Genomic DNA, 24,010 nt, shown 5'->3' on the forward strand with positions numbered 1-24,010 from the left:
CTAATTTCTACAGCCGCTTTTATAACGTTACCCCAGAAATTCTGTTCTTTAGTCAGATATTGCTTATTTAACAAATCATTAAGCTAAGTAAGCAATATTTGTCTTGTAGTTTGCGGCCATTAGGCCAAACTACTACCAATTATCTGATTCACAACTGTGAATAAATCTCTATCATGAGCTGACCTTAAGATCTGGGAGGATACGCTCCTTGCAATGCAATCAACCAGTTTACTGGTAAAACCGGGTTCACGATATTTACTGGGGCGCTTGAACCAGCGGTTCCGACTACCACATTCCCACTAATCGTCCCCCCCTGAATATCAAGTCCTTGGATGTCCACAGTGTTAAAGCCCAACCCTTCCTTTACAAAAGCGGGACTCGGATTCGCACCAAAATAAGAGCTATCATCTGGCGTGCCTATGTTGGCCGTATTTGTAGCGACTTTAAAAGAACCACTGGCAGGTTGGCTTGCTGTCTGTACAAACTGAGCGGGATGATCATGTGTTGGTAATTGCGAAAAGCTCAAGATGACATACTCTCTACCCTGCTTAATGCCTTGTCGGTATTCTTGTCCGCCAATCATAGTGCCTTGCCCCACCGGGCTACGGCCGCGTAAGTCTGGTATGCCAAAAGTAGTGCGAGCGTCACCACCATATGTAGTCCCTACTAACGAAAAGAGTGCTTGATTTTGTGCAATTGAATAAAGCTGGCCTAAACACATCGCCCAGTTTTCAATAGTAAAAGTGCCGGCAAATGTAGACAAAGAGCCAATATACGGTTCAGTAGCCATGTTAATTCCTTATCATTCTTTAATCGTATTGTGTTGCGGCAAACCTGACTGATAAGCGCAAATAACGCTGTTACCGCAGCTTAGCGAACTATCGCCATTACTACTTAAAACTTCATACCACTTAGTCGTTCAATCTTACGAATCTATGTCTGGATCTGAAATTGCTTCCACTACCCCCTCGGGCCCATGGGGACAAAACACCGGGGGAATAAAAAATTCAGGCAATGACACTTTACGCGCTTCACCAGATAAGACTTTATCCAAACACACCGTACCTAATTCATTTATACTCAATTGCAATTCAGCGTCGTCCTCAGTGCTAGGGAAGCGCCAATACAGTTCAGTCGTCTTGTAGCGTAATAAGGCCATCTGTTCGAACGTGTCAAAATCAGTTGGCGTATCGCAATGCCTATCATGAATATTTTCCAATCGCTGTTGGCCCATAAACTGCACCAACAAGTCGCCCATACCAGGGATCGCAATAACACCACATTCTCCGCTGGCTAAAGTAAGCTCACCACTCCCTTCCTTTTGAGCAACTCGAGTGGCTTTATCTGCTTCTGGGTAACAACCACCATTAAAAGGGTAGATAAGCAACTCATAATCATATCGATTAGTAAGTTTGATCTTTATGTTCATATCTGTCTCGCTTCTCCAGTTATAATCGAGCATAGTTGAACAACAGGATTGAAAAATATCTGGGTATGAATACATCGCTACCGCTATCGTATCCTTCGCACTAAGCTAGTTAAAAAATAGTTTGCATTACCATTTATTCAATTGATCTCAAACAAGCTTAAACAACATTGTTGTAATTGGTTAAATCCAATCCAGGGTCCAGTGCAAACAAGATTGCTACCCTATAACCGTCAAATGCACCTTGTTGACACGCAACTAAATCCAATCGAACAGCACCATCGATTGTTTTTACTACCAGGCCCGCTTTTTGCTCCAACTCAATAATTGTGCCTGCACGAATGCCTCTCAATTGACTTTGGACTTTGGTAGCTTGCAACACTTGAAAAACATCTTGTCTAAACTCAAAATACGCACTATATGACTCTGTATTTCCAGCTCTAGCCATATTCACAATATCGGTCGCGCTATGCTCTGCCCAGTTAATCATTAGATCAGACTGCTGCAGGTTTGGCGCCCGATTGATTCCCTTCCCTACTTGCTCTTGCCACCTTAAGTTCCCTTCCAGTATCCCTTGATAATATTGTGATACTAAGCTAGGCAGGGCCTGAGAAACTTTTTGAAACAAACATTTGCTGGTGTCAAAGGGGTGGATATCTATCGCAATGTCGAGGCCAACATCTCCACTATCCAGCTCCTCAACTACCTTATGAAGCGTAAGTTTCGTTGTTATCTCACCATTTCGTAGTTGCCAATAAATTGGCTGAGGGCCTCGGTACTCAGGTAAGGGGCTTGGGTGGATATTAACCAAATCACCATTGAAGTAGTTAATGAGTTGCGACTGTATTTTATGCCTGAAAAAATACACGAGCCCATGATTTATTTGGAGTTTATCAAACTCAGCAAGCATCGAGTCACTTGCCTGGTGACTATAGCTTAGCGTGGTAATATTATTTTGCTCCAACCAAAGTTGAAGTTGCTGCAAGTCTGGGTTAGGTTGAGCATCAACAAGTACCACACAGCCAAGCGCGTCTTCTTGTTGTAAAAAGTGTATAGCAGGAAGGCTCAGACAGCTCCCCGTAAACACGGCAAACTTAGGTATCATCGTTCTGCTCCCGCAACTTTAACGGGCACAAAACCAGGCAGGCCACTCAGTTGATAATAAAACTGTACTGTATCGCCGCTACTGGCAACAAAGTGGGTGTGTTCAATGTCTTTTGGTTTTAAATCAATATAGATACTGGTATCTGGCTTTGGATGGGTAATGCCGGAGTCATACTGGCCTACTTTTTCTTGCGCAAACGTCTCCACATCGGCATAGATGGCAAAAATACGCTGACTCATATCGGCAATGCCAGTGGGCAATACAATTTGATTTGCTGGGATCACTTTAACACCATCTTGTAATTCCAGCTCTTGCATGTTTAACAGTGTCGACTTATTGATGCTTAAGATTTCACCAAGCTCCACTCTGTCTTGCAAAGCGTCTTGCAACATATGCTCAGAATGACTGTATTCAGCTTGTTTCCACTGTTGGTTAAACTCGGTTTCACCTAGCACCATCATTCCTTTTACAGAGACATTTTGTGGGATCAACCAACCGTCTAATGCCAAAAATTGCACTAAATGCTTGGCAATACTGAGCTGCCCTTCTTTGGTAAAGCCATGTTGCATGGCTTCTAGCACCAAAAGGTCGATGGCATCTTCAGGCTTATATTCTGTGGCATCGGCCTCTTCAATGTGCACCACAAATGAGTCCAGGTTGAGGTCGCTAACTAACTGGCGCAAAGACATGACAGCGCCAGGGTGGGCATCCACTAACACCACTTGGATCTGCTGCTTGGTGAACAATTGATGATGTAGGTAATAACTCAGTAACGGCAATAATAGCGGTGCAAATGGGCCACAGGCTGGATAAACAATGTTTATTTGTTTTTTATTCTTGAGCATGCCACGAATAGCCTGATCTATCCCTCTTGCATAACCTTGAATGCGGTAAACATCTTTGATGGTGTGTTTGCAGTTATTTGGAGACATAATCAGCCCGGTGGCCGAAATATACTGTTTGGTTAGTAGCTCTTGTGATAACTCTGCAAACGCCATTGACTGCACTGCGTGATCATACATGCACTCAAAGGCCGTCACTAACTGCGAGTGAGTTGCTTTAGTCTCAGACAAAACCAACGACATTGTCGCAACAAAGCTCTTCTGTAGTAATTGTTGTCGTTGTGATACCGAAAGCTTAGCTTGAAGCATTGACTGCAGCTGAGTGCGAATTGAATGTTTAAGTAGGTCATCTACTTGCGGATCGATAAACTCAGGCGCAAGTGCACCTGACTGCTTTTGTTGTTCCACGATGGTAAGCCCCTCAAATCCTTGACAACAAGCAAAATGTTAACTCGCTTGTTAATAACAAATAAACGCTGTAAGTACAGCTTAACCTGTAACAACATCTAGCTTATTAGTTCAGATCAATTTAAATCATAAAAAAACAAAAGATAAACAAATAAAAATCATTTTATACAAAAATGTAAAATCTTGAATTGAACAAAAACAGAGCGCTTGCTCTCACGGTTAAACCCACTCACCTTAAAGCTTGGGCGCTAAAAAGTGCAGTATCTTACAGTGACTATAACTGGAACGCGCTAACTTGAATATTATGGTTTGTTTTCTTAAAAAAGCTATTACAGCCAATTACACTGAATGGTATCGAAATTGAGCCTAAACCGCTTATGCAGCAGGATACATGTTTATATACTGCACGACTCTGGGCTCGTCGGCGTGATTAGGGCTACTGCCATGAGGCAAAAACTGATGCCAAACAATTAAGCTACCAGCCTTTGCCACAGTGGGCTTTACCGGCCATTTAGACCAGTTTTGATCCTGAGGGTTGCAGCCCTCGGGCAAACCTTGATACTAAGATTCGAGTTGGTGATGAAACCCTGGCACACAACTGAAAGCGCCGCCATCGGCAGTAACGTCATTAAGGTAAATCAAACCCTGAGTTGCAAATCTCAACGGCTTATTAAAATTGATATCCCAGTGCAGGTGAGGCCCGGGAAAGTGCCAGGTATTGGTTTCGGGTGGGTTAAAGCCCATTCTGTCGCTACTGCATTGGAGATTATGGTTTTGCCAAAGCGCTGCAAACACTGCACGGACTTTAAGGGATTGTTTTATCTGAGTTTGGATGGCATGTTCAAAGCTTTGCACCATTATCCCTCGCCGTTTTTCACCACCCTGATACCAAGTTTCCGGCCGTTTAGGATCAGCGTTAATCTCTTCAAATGCCAGTTCTCTGGCGGCTTGGCAAAGAGTACTATCAATGACATTGGAGACAACGAGATAGCCAAAGTCTTGCCAATGTTGCCATTGTGACTGCGTGAGCGTTGCTGGCAATTTTTTTTACGCTACCTTCGTTACTGCTTAGCGCTTCTTTAAAGTGTGACTCCACCGCTCGATTAATGCTTTGCTTAACCGTCGCGCTTTTTGTTGTTGGCACGCAGTGAGTAACCCACTTCTCAAACTCACTAAAGCTTTCACACGAATACAACTTACTAATAGTCGCTTCCAGGCCAACACCAAGCAGATCAGAAACCAATACAATAAGTGACCATTCCCGATTAGACTTGACGATGTTCGCACCTTGGCCTTTGTTCAGCTGAGCGCTGACAAACATCCGCTTTAGAAAATAGATCCCTGTTTCACCCACGTCATCAAAACTGGGTAAGTTTTCCACATTTATGGGGTCAACCTCAGTATTCAAATTAAAGCTCCTTTTAGCAGACTTTTTTACGTTTATTTTGCACGCTTAGGCATATTCTCCGGTTGTCAAAATCGATTATTAGTGATTATTTAATTCGCAACTTGAGACCAAAAGACCACACTCATTATCAGATAAAAACCGCTAATCTACTGGGTTAGAAGATGACACAAGCCTGAAACAGCGGGTATTACACTGCATTACAAGCAGCTGTCACGAAATATTCACCAAATGAGCTTTTGTACCTTTTTCAATAAATTAGCCGCTAATTTGTACAAATAAAAAACAGACACTGTTTATTTTTTGTTAATATTAAAAATTCTCATACTAGACAACTATTTACAATCCAATTACCCTATACTGTTAACAAAAAGTAAGAATTAGTGATCGTATGTCTCTGACGCATTTCTCGGACCAGTATATCCTTGAGTCTTTTCAATCTGACAAGTACCAACTCCTTGAAAAGGTTGGTGAAGGTGGATTTGGTAAAGTATTTAAAGCGCGCCAAATAAATACCGGGCAAGCGGTGGCTCTGAAATTTTTAGCGTTAGAACCACAGCTAGAAGCGACCAAAAAACAGCGTTATGTTGAGCGATTTAACAGAGAAACCCTACTTTGTAGCCAGCTTAATCACCCCAATATCGTACGATTATTAGATAAAGGACAATTAACCGATGAGCTAATGTATGGGGTATTTGAGTTCGTTGAAGGTCAAACTCTCAGAGACGTATTGAGTCAAGACAGTGCCATGGATGCCGTTCAAGCCACCGATATCATGCTGCAAGTGCTCGATGCCCTGATCCACGCGCATCAACGAGGGGTGATCCACCGCGACATAAAACCCACTAACATCATGCTAAGTCGCTCAGGCGCCAAAACCTATGCCAAAATTCTCGACTTTGGTATTGGCACCTTTGCCCAAGAAAGTCGCCAACATGACTTTGAAACCCTAACGCTTACCCAAGAAACCCTAGGAACCCCCTCGTACAGTGCACCAGAGCAGTTACGCGGAGAGCCCGCTTCCGCTAAATCCGATTTATATGTCTGGGGCTTAGTGTTTTTAGAATGTTTAACAGGCGTGCCAGCGGTTACCGGCTCAAGTGTGGCGTCGATTTATCACCAGCAATTAAGCGATGTGCATATTGCGATCCCAAGCGCCCTGCTTGGCCATCCACTGGCGGGGTTACTGCGCAGGGTACTTAACAAAAGTGCTTTAGAGCGTGTTATTAGTGCACCAGAAGTGTTTGCCGAACTGGCTAAAATGAATGTCGCAAACTTAGTTGGTGTACTTAAGGATGTTAAGGCTCAGCATGGCTATGATGAAACCACAGTGATGCTGCGTGATGACGACCCTGAGCACCGAGCTATTTCGGAATACACCGCCCTCACAGAGCGCAAACAGCTCACCGTGTTGGCGTTACGACTCAGTGTAAAAACACTAGACAATAGTGACAAAGATTTCGATGTTATCGATACCATTTACAAGTCACAACGCAATCACTTTATTGATATTGCCACTCGCTATGGCGCTTATCATGTGGGTAACCTTGCCGATAGCAGCTTATTTTACTTTGGTTATCCGCTTAGCAGCGAAAACGATGCCCGGCTGTCGGCGCGAACCGCTCTGGAAATGGTCAGCGAACTGGCCAAACGCAACGCCCTCATGCAAGAAGCGCACGGCGTGACAATAAACGCCCACATTGGTATTCATACCGGCGTCTTTATTACCTATGCTAACGCGGTTCCGGAGGGATACCATGCCAATATTGCCACTGCACTGGCGAGAGAAGCTGGCGAGCGGCAAATCTTATGTAGTGCAGAGTCACGCTCATTACTCGACCCCTACTCCGAGTTTAACCTCTATGGCCAACTGCAGATCCCGCCTATGTTCGCACTAACGCCAGTATATAACTTAAAAGGGGAGCGCCGCGTTGAGGCCTTTGGCTTTATGCGTGGCACCAAAAGCCACAACAAGCTCATTGGCCGCCAAAATGAGCTCGAGCGTACGCTTTCATTAGTAAATACGCAAGTGACCGACACCACAAGCATTGCGCACATTCATGGTGAAGCCGGCATAGGAAAATCAAGGTTGTTGCAAGAAATACGGGCCCATGCTTCGCACTATCAGCATTTGGTTGCGCAGTGTTTACCTGAACATCAAAACAACGCGCTCTACCCTATGTTGACGTTGGTAAAATACCTGTTTAATACCGAATCACTTGATGCGCACTCGTCAAGCACCTTATTTGGTGAGATACTCCAGAGTCACGCACACTCTATCGATACTGCCAAAGTCCTCCCAGTGCTGCTGATATGGCTTAATATAGAGCTGAATGAAGACATCGAGCCGTCATCGTTGCCCCCAGAAGAGCAAAAGCAAGCCTTATTTCAGGGCCTTACTGCGTTACTCTTATCGGATCGCCACGGCTTAAGCCAGTTCAAACTCTGTATTATTGAAGACATCCACTGGGCAGACAGCACCACATTAGACTTTTTAAAGTATTTCGCAGCAGAGTTAAGCTGCGGCAATGTGCTGCTAAGCACATCGAGGCAAGCCGTACCCAGTCAGCTGCAAGACCTCACTCTAGTGGATGTCTGCTTAAAAAAACTCACAGAGCAAGCCACCGAAGAGTTTATTATTAACTTGTTTGACGGCCACCAACTATCATCGCAATTACTCCAGGTGCTGCTCAGTCGCACCGATGGCATACCGCTGTTTATCGAAGAGCTGGTCAACATGCTGAAACAAAAAGCACTAGTGGGAGATAAAGGTGGCATCGTTGACTTTTTAACGCCAGACAAACTTGACCAAGTGCCGAGCAGCTTGCGCGAATCATTGCAACAAAAGTTAGACAACTTAACTCACGCCAAAGAAACCGCCCAGCTTGCTGCAACCATAGGTCGCGAGTTTGAATACGACTTGCTGGTAGCCGCTTCACCGTTAAGCGAAAGCCAAATCCAAAATGATTTGCATGAGTTGATGGCCAATGACCTTATCGTTCACCAACGTCGTGTTGATAATGACAGTTATATTTTTAAGCACGCTTTAGTAAGGGATGCCGCTTACAATTCATTGGCAAAAAAAGAGCAAGTTCAGACTCACGCTCATATCGCCGAAAAGCTCATTGCTTTGTATGACACTGATGAATATATATCTGAGCTTTACAACCATTATAGTTCATCTGAACAATATGTTCAGAGCGCTGAATATGGGTATAAAATTGCCCAGTCATATTCAAGTATCGGCTCTTACAAACTCGCTTATGAACTATTGCTGAGGTGTAAAGTAAAAGTTTCTCAAAAAGACATTGAGGCTAACTTTTTACTGTTTATAAAAATCAACTGTCTTAAAATCAGTTGTCTTGTTGCACTTGAAGGTTCAGGTAGCGCCGAAATATTATCATTATCTTCTTATAATCAAGCGCTTTTATCTAATTTTAATGAGGGAGCGATACCCAGTGAGCTAACTCATTACATCCACCACATTAACTGGTCAATAATGACTTACTACCATATGACCTCTAATCGGGAAAAAGCATTGAGCCTTGCTTTATCAGAGGGAAATAATGCAAACGTCTTAAATTATTCAGATGACCAAAAACTAGTCTCATATGTTCAGGTTGCAAACTGTTTCCTGCTTGATGGCAAAATAAAAGAGTGCGAGCAATTTATCAACAAAGCACTCTCTATTTTTCAGTACGATGGTGGTCACTTTGTCGACCAGTCACCGCTTGAGTATGGTTTTTCAAGCAAAACCTTTCTCTATATGATAAAGGCTGCGCTAGAAGCTGCCACTATCAACCCTATGGCAAAGACATCAATAGAAATAGCAATAGCTATTAGTAAAAATGCTCAAAGCCCAATTAGTGAACTCATGTCGCTAGGTTACGGTGCAATCTGCGGATATCTATTAAATGATAAAAGCTTTATTTCAAACTGTACGGAGCAAATGTCAACACTACTTAGTAACCACCCTGACTTGGCCCACTTTTCCATGTACCTAGATATACCGCATGCTTTTATTTCTCAAGATGAAGAAAGCCTAGAAAAGTCTATCAATGTATTATTAGACACAGGACAAACTCAATGGTTGAGTCTTTATATGTGTATGTATGTGGATATTTTAGCTAACCGTAACAAGCGAATAAAAGCGAAAGAGATTTTAAATAAGGCATTAACTTGGTGTCATGAGTCTAATGAAAAAGTGATGCAAGGAAAGTTAAGCTGCTTTGAAAAGGAGTTAGATCATGAGGCATAACTATGTAAAGAACGGTTATATACATATTAAAAACTTCTTTAATGACGATGAATTCGATGAATTAAAAGTAATCGCAAAAAATGTCATTAAAAAGAGTGAGGGTTTAATTTATAACATTGAAGAGTTAGCTAAACTGCATGAAGTTGATAATGCAAAATTTAACTCCTACAGCCCAAGAGGGTATAAATCCGACGACCTGTTGAACTATATAGAAGATAAAATAAAAACTAAAATAGATCATATTATTAGAGAGATCTATCGTAATGACTACATAATAGAAAAAGATGCAACCCTATTAGCTTGGTATCCAGAGCGTCTGATCAAGGGCTTTACGGGCTTTCATCAGGATGGTCCAGCACAAGAAATCCCCCATGGCTACCCTCATTGCTGGCTCCCTATCACCGAAGATCGAGCCTGCAATTTTGAACTGATCCCTAATACTCATGAACTTGGTAATTTTCCTCATAGCCATATGGGCCACTTTATAAAAGTGAAAACAAATATCGTTGAAAGATATATTGAAAACAAACAGTCTCTACTAGTAGAGCCAAAAGATTTATTTATTTTTAATACACGACTTATGCACTGTCTAACCATAAACCACACAAATTCAATAGCTTGGTCTATTGAATTCATTCTCAGATAAGGAAAAAAGATGAGTAACTTACTTAAACTGCTTAGTGAAATTACGAGCAATAAAGCAATGTTAAATAGCTTTGTTAACAATGAAAATGTACTGTTCAAAGCGTTTAACATCAGTGAGCAAACACAGGATGCTTTTAGAAAAAGTGATGACGGCCAATCTCTTTTGGCTGCAATCAAACTTGAGCTTGATGCTCATGCAGCTCCATCAAAAGTCGTTGTGAACCCAGATCACCATAGCCCAGCTCCAGTTTTACACCTACTAGATGCCCTAGTACAAAACGAAGCGCTGAGAAGTGTATTTGTATCAAACGAAAATGGTATTCGTGATGGCGCGGCAAAAGCTTATGGCGTAAGCGATGAGCAAGCAAATACGATTGCTTCGCTAATTGAGAAAAAAGACGGCTACGAAAATGCGCTTGAGTCGGTCCTTGCTGATATCAAAGAAGAGATCGTAAAGCTTAAGACTAAGTGATCAGAACTCGGTATAACAACTTGCTCTCTAGCAGCTGTTATACCCTACTACTGCGTTAAATTTGCATGCTGAGGCCGGCTATTGACGCACTAACTTGCTTTTTCTTAGGCAATAACTTCTAGCTAGATTGACAATATAATTTTGAGCTTATGGATTTTAGTTGATTGATTAACTTTTTACCCCATGCTCAGGTTAAATAATAAAGATAGGGCCTATATTAGGCCCTATTTTCACTTTAAGACTATGCTTAATGTTTGTAGAGGCTTTTTAGGCTAACTTTCCTCGCGCCGCATGAAGCTTCTTATAGCTATCAATCAAGCGTAGGTGTTTATCCAACCCTTCAAGTTGCATATTGGTTGGAGTCAGGCCATAAAAACGCACATCGCCATTAATGGAGCCAATCACGGCATCCATCACCTCTTGTCCAAACATACGCGTAAAATTATGGATATAGTCTTCTATTTCAAGCTCTTCATCCAAAGCCACTTCCAACGTGGCGTGCATGGCTTGATAGAATAGGCCACGTTCAACCGTGTTATCGTTAAACTGTAAGAAGGTTTCCACCAGTTCAATGGCCGCTTCAATGTCGCCTAGTGCCAAATAGATTAAGATCTTAAGCTCTAGAATGGTAAGCTGACCCCACACGGTGTTTTCATCAAACTCCACACCGATTAGGGTAATAATATCGATGTAGTTATCGAGCTGACTTTCTTCCAAACGCTCCACTAAATTAAACAGCGCTTCGTCATCGAGGGAGTGAATATTGAGAATGTCTTCACGGTATTGCAATGCTTTATTGGTGTTATCCCAAATTAAGTCTTCCGCAGGGTACACTTCTGAGTAGCCCGGCACTAAAATTCTGCACGCCACCCCTAAACCGGTAAATTCGGCCACATAGGCTTCTTTTCCTAAGTCTTTTAGAATGCCAAAGAGCTTGTCACACTCTTCTTCGTTGCTGCCGCTAAAGTCCCACTCAACAAAATCATAGTCGTGTTTAGCACTGAAAAAGCGCCATGAGATCACCCCGGTTGAATCAATAAAGTGTTCAACAAAGTTCTCTGGTTCCGATACCGCCATGCTGTTAAACGTGGGCTTAGGCACATCGTTTAAGCCTTCGAAGCTGCGGCCTTGTAACAACTCGGTTAGACTGCGCTCCAGTGCTACCTCAAAGCTTGGGTGAGCACCAAATGAGGCAAACACGCCACCGGTTTTCGGGTTCATTAACGTCACACACATCACAGGGAATTGACCGCCCAATGAGGCATCTTTCACTACCACAGGAAAGCCTTGTTCTTCTAAGCCCTTAATGCCTTCAACAATGCCCGGGAATTTCGCCAACACCGACTCAGGTACATCTGGCAGCACAATTTCTTGTTCGATAATTTGCTTTTTCACCGCCCGCTCAAAGATCTCAGATAAACACTGTACTTTCGCTTCAAACAAATTATTACCGGCACTCATACCATTACTTAGGAACAAGTTTTCAATGAGGTTGGATGGGAAATACACGGTTTCACCGTCGGAGTGGCGAGTGTAAGGAATGGAGCAAATACCACGCTCAATATTACCTGAGTTAGTATCAATCAGGTGTGAGCCGCGTAACTCGCCTTCTGGGTCGTAAATTTCACGGGTGTACTCATCTAAAATTCCAGACGGTAAGGCATCGTCTGCGCCTGGCTTAAACCACTTTTCATTGGGGTAATGCACAAACTCTGCGTTAGCGATTTCTTCGCCAAAGAACTGATCGTTGTAAAAGAAGTTACAGTTTAAGCGCTCGATAAATTCGCCCAATGCCGAGCACAGTGCACTTTCCTTGGTTGCGCCCTTGCCATTGGTAAAGCACATTGGCGAAGCAGCATCACGAATATGTAACGACCAAACGTGAGGCACTATGTTACGCCACGAAGCCACTTCGATTTTCATGCCTAAATCGGCCAAGATCTGGGTCATGTTGGCAATGGTTTGCTCGAGCGGTAAATCTTTACCTAAAATAAAGGTGTTATCGTTCTCGTTGGTGTCGACCATCAGCATCGCTTGAGCGTCGTCATCAATGCTCTCTACCGCTTCTACCTGAAATTCAGGGCCGGTTTGGACCACTTTTTTAACGGTACAGCGGTCGATGGAACGCAAAATTCCCTGACGGTCTTTATCAGAGATACTTTCCGGGAGCTCTACCTGAATTTTGAAGATTTGATTGTAACGGTTTTCCGGATCAACAATGTTGTTCTGCGCCACGCGAATACCGTCGGTTGGAATATCGCGGGCATTACAGTACACCTTTACAAAGTAAGCTGCGCAAAGTGCTGAAGAAGCTAAGAAATAGTCAAACGGGCTTGGCGCTGAGCCGTCGCCTTTATAGCGAATTGGCTGATCTGCAATGACAGAAAAGTCGTCAAATTTGGCATCAATTCTGAGATTGTCGAGGTAATTTACTTTGATTTCCATTGGAAAAGTCCGGTGTGTTGCAATCGAAAACGCTAATTGTACTTGAGGATGGATGGCCACGCCAATGCTAGTTTCGATAATGCTAGTTTACAGTTAAGTAATGGCGCAAGCTGGCCACAATATAAGAGCCCCTCGCGCCAAATAACATGCGCAAACACAAAAAGCCATAAAGGGAGTCACTTACATCGAAGCAATCCTATCTCTGGGGTGCACTTTGCCAAGTCCTAACTGTTCGAAGCCATCGTTAATTGCTCGGCGGCTTTGCTGCATGTACTCGGTAATGTCTTCGCCTGCTAAGAGCGCTTCTTGCGCCTTTTCAAGACGCTTTTGGGCGTCTGCAATCAGTGATTCTAATTTGTCTTTGTCTGAGCGCAGTAACTTGCCATCTTCCATTATTTCTTGTTTTAGCATCCCCAATAGCTCAGAGCGCGCCTGTAAGGTTTTATATTCCTTAAAGTCTAAGCCAAGGTGGTTAAATAACACCGCTTGGTTCATTTCATCGGCTGTGATTTCAACGTCGATGGGTATTTCCATTATGTTGCCCATCATTTCTCGATATAGTTCAATATTATACTCCCGAGTACCCACGGTCTTGCCAGAGCCCACCATAGATTGGTGAGCGAGCTTTTTTGCCTCTTCGTAATATGGCATTAAATAGGAATTGATATGACTTTCGGGCGTATCGCCTTGAGCTGCTTTTGCGGCTTTCATGTAAGCGCCTTCGCTTGATGTTATGGCCAATGAGAAGTCTTTGTTGTTAATGCTCTTTTCAGGCGCCAAGGCGTTATCATTGATAAATGCTGAGGGGGAAGTAGGTGCTATATTCATACTGGTTCCTTGTTGTTTCACCAGTATTTTTGTAGCAATAAGTGGGCCAAAGGTAGAGTATACCTTTGGCCCATTTACAGATAAAACGCCAACCCTTGCCCCAATGACTTTCGACATTGGGGCAAGGGTTTACCAATATAGCTGCATTAGCTTGCCGCTTTATGCCGCCAACGACTAATTAGACTATAAAGTGCAGGTAACACAATTAAGGTGAGCACGAGTGCACTGGCCATGCCACCAACCATAGGTGCGGCAATTCGGCTCATGACCTCAGAGCCGGTGCCGGTGCCGTAGAGGATGGGCAGCAAGCCAATAATAATGGTGGCAACGGTCATCATTACCGGACGAATACGTTTGCCAGCGCCAGTCAAGATAGCGCCATTCAGTGCCGCCACGGTTAGACTTTGCTGCTTTTGCTTGAGCTCATCAATGGCTTGATTTAAATACACCAACATGATCACGCCTATCTCTACCGCCACGCCGGCAAGAGCAATAAAGCCAACCCCCACTGCAACGGAGAAGTTGAAGCCTTCTAAATACAGCAACCACAAACCACCAATCATCGCCATTGGTAAGGTCAGCATGATCACCGCCACTTCGGTAAAGCTTCTAAAGCTCATGTATAGCAGCACGATGATGATGCCAAGGGTGAGTGGTACTACGTAGCTGAGCTTGGCTTTGGCCCGCTCCATGTATTCGTACTGGCCCGCCCAAGTAATGGAGTACCCTGCTGGTAACTCCAGCTGCTCAGCCAATACTTGCTTGGCGTTATCGACGTAGCTGCCAACATCGACGCCGTCCAAATCAATAAAGGTCCAACCGTTGATGCGGGCGTTCTCACTTTTGATCCCTGGCGGGCCATTTTCAATGTACACGGATGCCACATCACCAAGGGTAATATTCAACCCCTGCTCGGTGACAATCGGCAGCGCTTTTAAGGCTTCTGGCGAGTCACGAAGATCTTGTGGATAGCGCAAACTCACCGGATACCGCTCTTGTCCTTCAATGGTTTGTGTGACGTCCATCCCTCCAATTGCAGTGGCAACCACCTGCTGCACGTCGGCAATGTTGAGACCAAAACGAGCCGCTTGGGCGCGATTAATGTCAACTTTAATGTAGCGCCCCCCTGCGACTCGCTCAGAATACACCGACGCGGTGCCTTCAACGTCCGCTAAGATTTGCTCCAGTTGCTGGCCAATCTCTTGAATGGTATCTAAGTTGGGACCCGCCACCTTAATCCCTACAGGGGTTTTTATCCCCGTCGCTAACATATCAATACGGGTTTTAATTGGCATCACCCAAGCATTGGTTAAACCGGGGAATTGCACTAGCTCATCTAGCTCGGCTTTTAATTTTGCCGTGGTCATGCCCTCACGCCACTGTGATTTTGGCTTTAACTGAATAAAGGTTTCTATCATGGTCAGCGGTGCCGGATCCGTTGCGGTTTCCGCTCGACCAATTTTACCAAAGACGTTTTTTACCTCGGGAACCGTGGCAATCAGTTTATCGGTTTGCTGCAATAGCTCCCGCGCCTTACCGATGGAAATGCTCGGGTAAGTCGTGGGCATATACATTAAGTCGCCCTCATCTAAAGGTGGAATAAACTCACTGCCAATTTTATCAACCGGATAAAAGCCCACCACCGTTACTACCACAGCGCCGAGCAAAGTAAATTTCGGGAAGCGCAGTACTTGCCTAAGAATAGGCGTGTATATGGCAACCAGCAGTCGATTCACTGGGTTTTTGTGTTCAGGCAGCACTTTACCGCGAATAAAATAGCCCATCAGGACTGGGATCAAGGTAATGGCCAATCCAGCCGACGCCGCCATGGCGTAGGTTTTGGTGTAGGCTAATGGCGCAAACATGCGGCCTTCTTGCGCTTCTAAAATAAACACAGGTAGAAAGCTGACGGTAATGATCAATAAACTAAAGAACAATGCCGGGCCCACTTCAGAGGCGGACTTGGCCACCAGCTGCCAGCGGTTTTCATTATTCAGCGGCGTTTTTTCCATGTGTTTGTGCATGTTTTCGATCATCACAATAGCGCCGTCAGTCATCGCGCCAATGGCAATAGCGATACCGCCTAACGACATGATATTGGCATTAACGCCTTGAAAATACATGATAATAAAAGCGACCAAAATCCCCAGCGGCAAAGTCACCACAGCCACAATGGAAGAGCGAATATGGAATAAGAACACCACGCATACCAGCGCGACTACGGCCAGCTCCTCTAAGAGTTTTGACCACAAATTATCGATTGCATTGCTGATCAGCTCAGAGCGGTCGTAAACGGTGACCACTTCAACGCCATCAGGCAGTCCTTTTTCCAGCTCGTTAAGCTTTTGCTTCACACCATCAATGGTTTTTTGGGCATTTTCACCAAAGCGCATCACCACAACGCCACCGACCACTTCGCCTTCGCCGTTTAGCTCAGCAATACCACGGCGCATTTGCGGGCCTATATTGACGCTGGCAACATCGGCGATGGTAAGTGGCGTACCTTGAATGGCTTGGCCTAATGGAATGGCTTTGATGTCAGCAACACTTTGAATGTAACCTGTGCTGGTGACCATGTATTCGGCCTCCGCCATTTCAATCACAGAGGCACCAGACTCTTGGTTACCACGCTGCAGCGCTTGTTGTACATGGGCAAGAGGAATGCCATAGGCTCGCAGCTTGTTAGGGTCGACCTGCACCTGATACTGCTTAACCATGCCACCAATGGGGGCCACTTCTGATACCCCAGGTACCGATTGCAGTTCAAACTTTAAAAACCAATCTTGTAGGCTGCGCAGCTGGCTGATGTCGTGCTGACCGGTTTTATCCACCAGCGCATATAAATACACCCAGCCCACCCCAGTGGCATCAGGTCCAAGCTGAGGCTTAGCAGCATCAGGCAGCTGCGGTGCCACTTGGCTTAGGTACTCTAATACTCGGCTCCGTGCCCAATATAAATCGGTGTCGTCATCAAAAATCACATACACATACGAGTCACCAAAAAAGGAGTAGCCTCTCACCGTTTTCGCCCCAGGTACGGATAACATCGCCGTAGTTAGCGGAAAGGTGACTTGATCTTGCACCACTTGAGGTGCTTGTCCGGGATACGGTGTTTTCACGATGACCTGCACATCCGATAGGTCGGGAATGGCATCCACTGGGGTGTTCTTTAATGTGAATAGCCCCGCTCCAACCAGCATCAAGGTCAGTAGCACCACAAAGAAGCGGTTGTATACTGACCAGCGTATAATTGCTTGGATCATTACTTTACTCCTAGTGGCCTGAATGCATATCGTGGTTCATCTGCGCTTGTGGTGTTATTTCTGTGACGATGAATTCATCGCCAACCACAAAAGTGAAGGTGACGGCCATGTCTTTATGTAAGGCACTGAGGTCCAGCTCATCCGCCGCCACAAAGTCCATGGTTGTTGCTGGGCGATCCCACTTAGGAATGGCTTCACGCGAAATATTAAGCACACGAGTTTCGCTATCAATGGCATTAATGACCCCACCCACAGTAGCCGAAGGAAGCTCATCAAAAGGAGTCGGCTCAGACATAATATGAATACCGGTCAACACTATGCCGCCGTCGTCTTGTTTGGTGGTTTCAAAGTGCAAGGTTTGCCCCGGTTTAAGAGCTTCAATGTCAACCTCATCGGCTACAGCAAAGTCCATTACCATCTCTGGCCATTGCCATTCAGGCACCGGTTTATGGTCAATGGTGGCAGTGCGACTGTCATAATCCATGCTGGTGATTTCCCCCTCAATCCACACTGAGTTAGGCTCTGTGTCGGCAGCCATGCGCATAAAGTCAGACGAAATGCTCGATTGCGAATCAATTAAGAAATGCGCCGAGGTAACAATGGTATCTCCGGCATTAATACCGTTTAAGATCTCAACGCGATCTTCGCTGATCTGCCCAAGCTCCACAGCCACAGATTTAAACAACCCAGGTTCCAGTTCGACCACCACACGGTTTTGCTTGGCAGTTCGGATCACCGCTTGCGTTGGTACCTGCAGTACATTTTCGCGGGGCTGGGTTGCAATGGAAACTTGCGCAAACATATTGGGCTTAAGCTTGCCATCGCTATTGCTAAACCTAAGGCGAACACGCAACGTGCGTGTTTTTTCATTTAATGACGGATAAATGTAATCCACCTTGCCCTGCCACTTTCTACCTGGTAAAAAGTCCAGTTGCATGGTCACAGGCAAACCTTCAGTAATGGCCATGGCATCGCGCTCAAATACGTCTGCTTCAACCCAAATTTCATCGAGTTGCGCGATACTCATTAAGGTTGTGCCTGGTTTGACGTAAAAGCCCTCACGAACTTGCAAGGCATCAATGACGCCAGATTGCCGTGCATAAAAAGTAATGGTTTGATTCACCTCGCCACTTTGCTTTAATTTCTCGATAAAGCTCTCGCTCAGTTGCAATGCCACTAAGCGCTCTTTGGCTGCATTAATCAAGGCTTGGTTTTGGCGCTTGCGAGCAATTAAGTACTCTTCTTGCGCGTTGACAAGTTGCGGAGAATACAGAGTATACAGGGGTTCTCCTTGCTGAACCGGATCTCCAGCTGCTTTGACGTAGAGCTTTTCTATCCAACCTTCAACACGCGGGTGAATGTGCACTAAGCTGTCTTCGTTGTATTGCACGTAGCCCACGGTACGAATACGCTTTTCCATGTCAGCTAATTCTGCGGTGGTGGTGCGCACCCCCATGTTGTTTTCAACCGCAGGGTTTATCTCCACTACCCCTTGGCCGTAGTCATCGCCTTTACTTTGCTCTTCATAGACTGGGACTAAGTCCATTCCCATGGGTGACTTGCCGGGCTTATCTCGACGATAATTTGGATCCATTGGGGCAACCCAGTACAGCGGTTCCTGGGCATCCGCGCTCTCGTCACTTGCAGCACCAGCAGAGCTGCTCGATAAATTCATGCCAATGATCACCCCAGCAATCAAGGTACTCACGGCAACTAACATTAATACTAAACGGTTATTCATGGTGGCTGTCCTTTTTAACTTGAGCTAGGTAATAGTTGCTGCGAGCAACGGCTTTAAGTAAGGCGATATCGATAGCCAGGGCTGATAGCTCAGCATTTAACTTGGCAATGCGCGCTCTCACCACTTCAGCAAAGTCGCCATCGTCGTTGGTGTAAGCGCTGAGGGCGGCCTCTGCTTGCTCAGCGCTTTGCGCTATAATGTTATCGCGATATAGGGTTTGGCGTTGTTGCAATCGCTTTACCGTTTGTATTTCACTGTTTAGGCCAGAAAATAATTGCTTTAACACCAAAAAGCGCTGGGTTTTACTGGCTTCAAGCTCGGCAACGGCAGCGGCTTTTAAAGGGTCTTGCCTTTTCTCTAAGAAAAGCGGCATGTCAAAGGTGACACCCACACTAAAAAAGTCCGCTCTGGAGCCGGTTACAGGTGCATCATCACGATAGGCATAACTGGCATTAACAGCAAACTGAGGTTGGTAAGCCTGCTCTTTCATTGCCACTTCTTGCTTGGCTTTTTTGCTATCCACATCGGCTAATAACACCGCAGGGTGCTGGTTAATTTGTGCCGTGAGGGCTTGCTTATCGATAGGGTAGGTTTGCATTAATTTAGGTGCAGCTGAGCGCAGCATAGGTAATGCCATTAGGGCATTGTCATCGATGGTGGCCTGTTGCAGATTGAGGTTATCGTCCATTAACCATTGCCCAAGCTTGGCTTTTGCCGTATTCAGCTTTTGATAAGCAAGGGCTTTTTTATCATCAAGCTGCACTACCTCCAGCTGGGCACGAATAACATCTTGCTGCCGTGTTGTGCCCACCGCACTGGAGTAACTGGCATTGGCAATGTCCACCATTTGCTCGAACAACACACTGTCACGCTCTATCAGCGCTAAGGTGTTATTGGCATGCACAATATCCAACCACAATAGCGATACTTCACGCTCAATTTGCGCCACACGTTGTTGCTGCAGCAGCGGCTGCTTGCTGGCTTCCAGTCGCAACTGCTCGCTTTTTATTGCTAAGCTGTCGCCACGAGGCAGCATTTGTGTGACACCCACTTTAAGTTGCGTCATTGGCTCTTGGTTAAGCTCCCAGCTATCTACTGGCAAGTTCATGACTGCTAATGACATTTTCGGATCTGAGTAGCTCAGCGCCGCTTTGCTTTTTGCCGTGAATGCCGATTCACGGTGCTGACTTGAACGCAACCAAGGATCGTTTGCTATTGCCGTGGCGATTGCTTGCTCTAAAGAGGTGACTTTAGCCTGCGCAGTGGCAGCCATTACAGCAGCCATAACAAATAAAGACTTTACCTGCATCAAAACTGCTCCTCGTAGCGGTTAATTTCAGCAAACACTTGGTGGCTGCCGTCTTTTTTCAGTAATAAAATTTGGTATGGCATAAAGCGATCACCGATTTCCATACCGGGCGTACCCACTGGCATGGCAGGGACACTTAACCCCAATATGTCTTTATTGGCGGTGAGACTTTCGTTCGCTAAAAACTGTTTAATGAATTTTGCGGGTACGTGACCTTCAAAGATAAAACCGCCTTTAGAGACGGCGGTGTGGCACGACTGATAATTATGGCGAATGCCATATTTGTTTTTTAGCGAACCCAAATAGTCGAGGTCGGTGGCTTGATACTGAATTTTCTGTGCCTGTAAATGGTTTAGCCACAGCTCACAGCAGCCACAGGTAGGAGATTTGTACACTTGCAAAGTAATTTCTTGGTTTGCTTGCGCCATGAGGCTTACAAGCCACAACAAAGTAAATAGAACGAGTTTTTTCACAGTAACCTCATCAGTGCTGCTCAATATCACTAAGAGCAGCTAAATCATTGATTATCAATAAAAACGTACACATGAAATGTGTAGTAAAACCAAATTGAATGGACGGATCTATCCTGAGATTAGCTGTGTATAGGGGGTCTGAATAATGAGTCTGGACGCTGAGCTAGTTGCCCTGAAGCGAAATTTGATTGTTCGCTTTGCTGGTTTAATGCCATTATGCCGTTACCAGGTGAAAATGCCGCCACACTGGAGGAGCACATGTGAGTTGGGCAAGTGCAATCAGCACATTGGCTAGGGTTATCGGGATCGCAACAATCCATATTCATCATCTCAGTAGTCACGGTTTCGTGCATTTGCTGACTGGATGCTTGATGAGCCTCACCATGAGTGTCACAGGCAGCCATAGACGCAGCGGCACTCGGTCCACTCATCAGCGCTACAATCAGTACTGTGATAACAAGGTGAATAATGGCTTTCAAGGTTCAATTCCTAACGATAACACTATTAATGATAAAAAGCTCATGCCGTAAATGCAAGCACGTAAAGGTCTTTGAGGGATTATTTTCAACGTCAACCTTGTTACAATAGCCGCGTTATAGCATTTGACGACTTAAGGAAAAGATTTATGAAACGTTTCATCCTACCTGCGATAGCGGTTGCGTTGACACTCTCTCAGCCAGCATCTGCTGACGAGTATGGCCTCTCTATTTATGGTGGCACCATGGGCAGTAGCGACATTGAAACCAGTCGCAAGCAAACCTATGCACTGGATAATGACAGTCACCTTGGACTAAGCATTGATAAATACGTGCCTGAAGGCCGTTATGGCTTGTATTACTCCAAAACTGAAACGGCGTTGAGCGACTACCCAACCCGCAAGGTGGAAATGGAATACCTGCTGTTTCAAAGCGCAGCCATGAGCCCTATCACAGAGAACCTTACTGGCTATTTTGGCGCCCAGCTGGGTATTAACCGCCTATCACCTAACTTTATTGAGTCCGATACCTTTTTCGCTTCAGGCTTATATGCTGGGCTGGAGTATAATCTTGGCGCCGGGTTCCACATAGGCACAGAGGCGCGCTGGATTGCCACCATCTTAAAAAATAATTCCAAGGTGACCTGCGATCTCGACCCCGAGACCGATAACACCTGTAGCTGGCATTTTGATAACGAAATAATGAGCCAGTACCAAGCCAGCCTAACCTTGAGTTATCAATTTTCACTGTAAAGTATTAGTTATCAAAAGCTTGGGTTAACCAAGCTTTTGCTTCGCCATTTCAATTGAGTCAAACATTCACTCTGTGCAGCGAGCAGCTCAAGCGTTTTCACAGGGCTGCCTTCCATTCTAAAACGAGAAAAACCTTTAAAAACAGAACTCTATTATTAAGGTTGCCTATTAAGCGGCAGCCCGGTTAAGGGCCGATTAAGCCATGCTGTTGCTAAATAGCGACATTAGGTTAAACGCCAACAGCGCTGCGCCTCAAAGGTCGTTAAGGATAGGAAAAGAGTGCAATGAACAAGATTTTCTCACAGTCATTACAAAAACAAGCACTGATTGCCATGTTCATTGGCGTGTTGCCTATCCTGACCTTAACCCTATGGTACGCTCAAGCATTGTCGCAAAACCAACAACAAACCCAAGCAGTCTACAACCATAATCAACGGCTGATCTTGGAGTTTAATGCCATTAAAGGGGATGTTATTGCCATCGAAAAAGCCCTTCAGAACAATGAATTGTTACAAAGCGAAGCGCTTGAGCAAAGCATTGAACAAAAATGGCAAAATACCCAAACTCGCTTACGCTCTTTACAACAAAGCCTGCCAAGTTCCAGCGTTGTTGCCAAGTTACAGCAATCCATAACACAGGATCTCACCAAACCAGCAACAGCCACAAACTTGCAGCAGCTCATTTCTTTGCTCAATCAACAAGAGCCTAATTTCCAGCAAAGTCTTAAAACGCGCTTGGCTCAGCAGGAAAGCCGCTTCTCAGAGCTGCAAACCGTGTTTGTGTTTGGCTTAGTACTACTACTCCCCACTTTGGTGGCCATCAGTGTTTTTCTTATTCACCGTATTTGCCAACAACTTAATCAAGTCGGTGCTGCGGTGGCTGAAGTGGGAAAAGGCAATCTAGATAAAACCGTAGAGCTCAAGGGCAGTTTTGAGCTGGGGCAATTGAATGACCGACTCAATTGGTTACGCCTTGAATTGAAACGGGTGCAACAGCAAAAAGAGACCTTTTTACGCCATGTTACCCATGAATTAAAAACCCCGCTGGCGTCCTTAAACGAAGGCAGTAGTTTGCTTGGTAGTAGCTTATTGGGGCCCGTAAATCAAAAGCAGCAGCGTATTATCACCATTATGGCCGATGCCGTGACTAAACTAGGCAGTTTAATTGACGACTTACTCAGTTACAGTGCCGCCAGTCACCCAGACAGCTTGCATCACCAGGCACAGTTAAGCGAGATTAAAGCCGAGTTACTCAGCCACCTCGAAGATAAAATCCAACAACGTCAAGTGCATCTTAATTGGCATATTGATGATCATTGCAAGCTGCCCTATCTGCCTTGCAAATTAGTGTTAACTCAGCTTATTAATAATGCGATTGAGCACGCCAACAGCAAAATTGATGTTGAAATAAAACAATCGCAGCAACAGTTTTCCATGCTAGTGCATGATGATGGTGCGGGTATCGACAGCAGTCAAGCGCAAGCCATGTTTCAGCCCTTTGTACGTGGCAGCAATAACAAAACCGTTAACGGCAGTGGCCTAGGTTTAGCCATCGTATCTGAGTGCGTAAAACAATTAAAAGGAACCGTAACTTGGCTCAACGTGCGCCATGGTGCTTGTATTCAAGTTACTTTCCCAACGAGGAAAACGTCATGAAATTACTGATTTTAGGTCTATTGATAACGGCATTATTGGGTTGCCAATCCAGCCCTAAACAGGCTCACCTAAGTGGCGAGTTTGTCGGTCCCATCAAATCCCATCAAGGAACTTATTATGCCCCGCTGGCAACTGTGATTAACGCGCAGTTAGAGCGTTGTGAGGACAGCAACGAAGCTATTATCGGCGCCCACTTTAAAGGCGCTCAACAACTGCAACAATTTATTCGTCGCTACTGCGGTACCGACTCAACCACCGCTCAGCTTAAGCTCATCGCAAACACCAAGCAACAACATACTTGGCCAGATGAGTACCTGGTGTGGTTCGATGCACTTGCTTGGCACACAGAGCAATTGCGTGCACAAAAAATCGACAACTACTATTCCAATAATGCGGCAAAGCAACATCAGCAACAGTTACTGCAAACCCAAAAACAGCTCAGTGAATTAAAACAAAAGTTGGCAAATATTGAAAAACAACGCCTAGAAAGCGATCTCTAAGGTGGAG

General features: G+C 45.0%; 18 protein-coding genes and 1 pseudogene. 6 read left to right on the plus strand and 13 right to left on the minus strand.

All coding sequences use genetic code 11. From position 1 onward, the window contains the following. Window positions 1–184: 184 nt before the first annotated feature. From R3P39_RS01495 to R3P39_RS01520, 6 genes and pseudogenes are all read right to left on the minus strand, one after another. Window positions 185–790 carry a phage tail protein gene (locus R3P39_RS01495; RefSeq protein ID WP_336565242.1) on the minus strand — a complete coding sequence of 202 codons (606 nt, stop codon included), beginning with the start codon at window positions 788–790 and terminating at the stop codon, window positions 185–187. 135 nt (window positions 791–925) lie between these two features. Further along, window positions 926–1,429, minus strand: coding sequence for a hypothetical protein (locus R3P39_RS01500; RefSeq protein ID WP_336565243.1), 504 nt, complete (start codon window positions 1,427–1,429; stop codon window positions 926–928). 157 nt (window positions 1,430–1,586) lie between these two features. Further along, the gene (locus tag R3P39_RS01505; RefSeq protein WP_336565244.1) at window positions 1,587–2,531 is read right to left on the minus strand and encodes a formyltransferase family protein; all 945 of its coding nucleotides are present in this window, start codon (window positions 2,529–2,531) and stop codon (window positions 1,587–1,589) included. Continuing rightward, window positions 2,528–3,781: a hypothetical protein gene (locus R3P39_RS01510; RefSeq protein ID WP_336565245.1), complete on the minus strand. Its 1,254-nt coding sequence runs from the start codon at window positions 3,779–3,781 to the stop codon at window positions 2,528–2,530. The genes R3P39_RS01505 and R3P39_RS01510 overlap by 4 nt, the downstream gene beginning before the upstream one ends. Before the next feature lie 375 nt (window positions 3,782–4,156). After that, window positions 4,157–4,822: pseudogene (locus R3P39_RS01515) on the minus strand (phytanoyl-CoA dioxygenase family protein). After that, window positions 4,746–5,189 carry a hypothetical protein gene (locus R3P39_RS01520; protein WP_336565246.1) on the minus strand — a complete coding sequence of 148 codons (444 nt, stop codon included), beginning with the start codon at window positions 5,187–5,189 and terminating at the stop codon, window positions 4,746–4,748. The pseudogene R3P39_RS01515 and the gene R3P39_RS01520 overlap by 77 nt, the downstream one beginning before the upstream one ends. Window positions 5,190–5,577: 388 nt before the next feature. Here R3P39_RS01520 and R3P39_RS01525 point away from each other — a divergent pair, with 388 nt between their 5' ends. From R3P39_RS01525 to R3P39_RS01535, 3 genes are read left to right on the plus strand one after another with little or no spacing between them, the layout of a single operon-like run. After that, window positions 5,578–9,444: a TOMM system kinase/cyclase fusion protein gene (locus tag R3P39_RS01525; protein WP_336565247.1), complete on the plus strand. Its 3,867-nt coding sequence runs from the start codon at window positions 5,578–5,580 to the stop codon at window positions 9,442–9,444. After that, a complete protein-coding gene (locus R3P39_RS01530) occupies window positions 9,434–10,090 on the plus strand; it encodes a hypothetical protein (protein ID WP_336565248.1) in 657 nt (218 codons plus the stop codon). Before R3P39_RS01525 ends, R3P39_RS01530 begins: the two co-directional genes overlap by 11 nt. Before the next feature lie 9 nt (window positions 10,091–10,099). Then, complete coding sequence (locus tag R3P39_RS01535; RefSeq protein ID WP_336565249.1) at window positions 10,100–10,561, plus strand: hypothetical protein; 462 nt, start codon at window positions 10,100–10,102, stop codon at window positions 10,559–10,561. A 267-nt stretch (window positions 10,562–10,828) separates the two neighbouring features. Here the strand turns inward: R3P39_RS01535 and R3P39_RS01540 are convergent, their stop codons facing one another. From R3P39_RS01540 to R3P39_RS01570, 7 genes are all read right to left on the minus strand, one after another. Then, a complete protein-coding gene (locus tag R3P39_RS01540) occupies window positions 10,829–13,006 on the minus strand; it encodes an OsmC domain/YcaO domain-containing protein (protein ID WP_336565250.1) in 2,178 nt (725 codons plus the stop codon). 180 nt (window positions 13,007–13,186) lie between these two features. Further along, on the minus strand, window positions 13,187–13,834 hold the full coding sequence (locus tag R3P39_RS01545) for a hypothetical protein (protein ID WP_336565251.1): 648 nt from the start codon (window positions 13,832–13,834) through the stop codon (window positions 13,187–13,189). Between the two features lie 146 nt (window positions 13,835–13,980). Next, window positions 13,981–17,097, minus strand: a complete 3,117-nt coding sequence (locus tag R3P39_RS01550) for an efflux RND transporter permease subunit (protein ID WP_336565252.1) — start codon at window positions 17,095–17,097, stop codon at window positions 13,981–13,983. A gap of 10 nt (window positions 17,098–17,107) precedes the next feature. Then, window positions 17,108–18,838, minus strand: a complete 1,731-nt coding sequence (locus R3P39_RS01555; RefSeq protein ID WP_336565253.1) for an efflux RND transporter periplasmic adaptor subunit — start codon at window positions 18,836–18,838, stop codon at window positions 17,108–17,110. Further along, window positions 18,831–20,147 (minus strand): TolC family protein, encoded by a 1,317-nt coding sequence (locus R3P39_RS01560; RefSeq protein ID WP_336565254.1) that lies wholly within the window; start codon window positions 20,145–20,147, stop codon window positions 18,831–18,833. The genes R3P39_RS01555 and R3P39_RS01560 overlap by 8 nt, the downstream gene beginning before the upstream one ends. Beyond that, the gene (locus tag R3P39_RS01565; RefSeq protein WP_336565255.1) at window positions 20,147–20,620 is read right to left on the minus strand and encodes a DUF411 domain-containing protein; all 474 of its coding nucleotides are present in this window, start codon (window positions 20,618–20,620) and stop codon (window positions 20,147–20,149) included. Before R3P39_RS01565 ends, R3P39_RS01560 begins: the two co-directional genes overlap by 1 nt. A 119-nt stretch (window positions 20,621–20,739) precedes the next feature. Next, window positions 20,740–21,099, minus strand: a complete 360-nt coding sequence (locus R3P39_RS01570) for a hypothetical protein (protein ID WP_336565256.1) — start codon at window positions 21,097–21,099, stop codon at window positions 20,740–20,742. Window positions 21,100–21,245: 146 nt separating this feature from the next. Between R3P39_RS01570 and R3P39_RS01575 the strand changes: the two genes are divergently transcribed. From R3P39_RS01575 to R3P39_RS01585, 3 genes are all read left to right on the plus strand, one after another. Further along, on the plus strand, window positions 21,246–21,848 hold the full coding sequence (locus R3P39_RS01575) for a hypothetical protein (protein ID WP_336565257.1): 603 nt from the start codon (window positions 21,246–21,248) through the stop codon (window positions 21,846–21,848). Between the two features lie 284 nt (window positions 21,849–22,132). Continuing rightward, window positions 22,133–23,503, plus strand: a complete 1,371-nt coding sequence (locus R3P39_RS01580; RefSeq protein WP_336565258.1) for a HAMP domain-containing sensor histidine kinase — start codon at window positions 22,133–22,135, stop codon at window positions 23,501–23,503. Further along, window positions 23,500–24,003 carry a hypothetical protein gene (locus tag R3P39_RS01585; protein ID WP_336565259.1) on the plus strand — a complete coding sequence of 168 codons (504 nt, stop codon included), beginning with the start codon at window positions 23,500–23,502 and terminating at the stop codon, window positions 24,001–24,003. Before R3P39_RS01580 ends, R3P39_RS01585 begins: the two co-directional genes overlap by 4 nt. The last annotated feature ends 7 nt before the right edge of the window (window positions 24,004–24,010 follow it).

The sequence above is a fragment of the Pseudoalteromonas sp. UG3-2 genome (assembly GCF_037120705.1).
GTDB lineage: Bacteria > Pseudomonadota > Gammaproteobacteria > Enterobacterales > Alteromonadaceae > Pseudoalteromonas.